This window comes from Rhodococcus sp. GQ147 (genome assembly GCF_059759155.1).
This window is the reverse complement of sequence record NZ_JCAXDU010000056.1, coordinates 1-1,442: the sequence shown is the minus strand read 5'-3', so window position 1 is coordinate 1,442 and position 1,442 is coordinate 1. Positions and strand designations below refer to the sequence as shown.

The following is a 1,442-nucleotide window of genomic DNA, read 5'->3' as shown; positions in this document are numbered from 1 at the left end:
TAGTGCCCCATAGAGTGGTGTAACTCGGTGGCCGAGATCGTCTGCGATTCCGTGTTGTGCACGGGTGTAGAGCGGCCACCGTGTGATCCTTCGAGTCAACCTTCTACCGAATCCTCGAACGGAGTCATCACGATGACCGCACCTCATATTGTCGACCCTGCAGGCCTGCTTGGCCAAGCCCTCGCCGACGCGTCGCCGGATCTGATGCGCGAGCTACTGCAGACCATGATCAACGCATTGCTCTCCGCCGATGCCGACGCCGTGTGCGGCGCCGAGTGGAACGCCCGCTCGGAACAGCGCACCAACCACCGCAACGGCTACCGCCACCGGCCCCTGGATACCCGGGTCGGCACCGTCGACGTCGCCGTCCCGAAGCTGCGCTCGGGCAGCTACTTCCCCGAGTGGCTGCTCGAGCGCCGCAAGCGAGCCGAGTCCGCGCTGATCACCGTCGTAGCCGACTGCTATCTGGCCGGGGTGTCTACCCGCCGGATGGACAAGCTGGTCAAGACCCTGGGTATCGACTCGCTGTCCAAGTCGCAGGTCTCACGCATGGCCCAGGACCTGGACGAGCAGGTCGCCGCGTTCCGGCACCGCCGCCTGGACGAGGCCGGGCCGTTCACCTTCGTCACCGCCGATGCGTTGACGATCAAGGTCCGCGAGAACAAGCAGGTCGTCAAGGCTTCCGTGCTGCTGGCCACCGGCGTCAACGGCGACGGCCACCGCGAGGTGCTGGGCATACAGGTCGCCACCAGTGAGACCACGGCCTCGTGGAACACCTTCTTCGCCGACCTGGTTGCCCGCGGCCTGGGCGGGGTGCGGCTGGTGACCTCCGATGCCCACGCCGGGCTCATCGAGGCGATCGCGGCGAACCTGCCCGGCGCCGCGTGGCAACGCTGCCGCACCCACTACTCGGCGAACCTCATGGCCGTGTGCCCCAAGTCCATGTGGCCGGCCGTGAAGGCGATGCTGCACAGCGTCTACGACCAGCCCACCGCGGAGGCGGTCAACGCGCAATTCGACCGGCTGCTGGAGTACGCCGAGCACCGGCTGCCCGAGGTCGCCGACCACCTCGGCGACGCCCGCGAAGACCTGCTCGCCTTCACCGCATTTCCCGACGACGTGTGGCGACAGATCTGGTCCAACAACCCCACCGAGCGGCTCAACCGCGAGATCCGCCGCCGCACCGACGTCGTGGGCATCTTCCCCAACCGGGATGCCATCGTCCGCCTCATCGGCGCCGTCCTGGCCGAGCAGACCGACGAATGGGCCGAAGGCCGCCGATACCTCGGCCTAGAAGTGCTCAGCCGCTGCCGGCTCACCCTGACCACCAACACCGACACCAGCCAGGCGACGGAGGTGAGCACCGATGAACTGATGCAACTACCCGCCTGACCACCAACGAAGGATCAAAAACGAGTTACACCACTACCAGGGGCTTGACC

1 protein-coding gene is annotated in these 1,442 nt (G+C 66.7%); it reads left to right on the top strand.

Features of this window, described 5'->3' with window-relative positions:
* Positions 1-132 precede the first annotated feature (132 nt).
* The gene (locus AC6CID_RS24985) at positions 133-1,392 is read left to right on the top strand and encodes an IS256 family transposase (protein ID WP_068162682.1); all 1,260 of its coding nucleotides are present in this window, start codon (positions 133-135) and stop codon (positions 1,390-1,392) included.
* Positions 1,393-1,442: the final 50 nt, after the last annotated feature.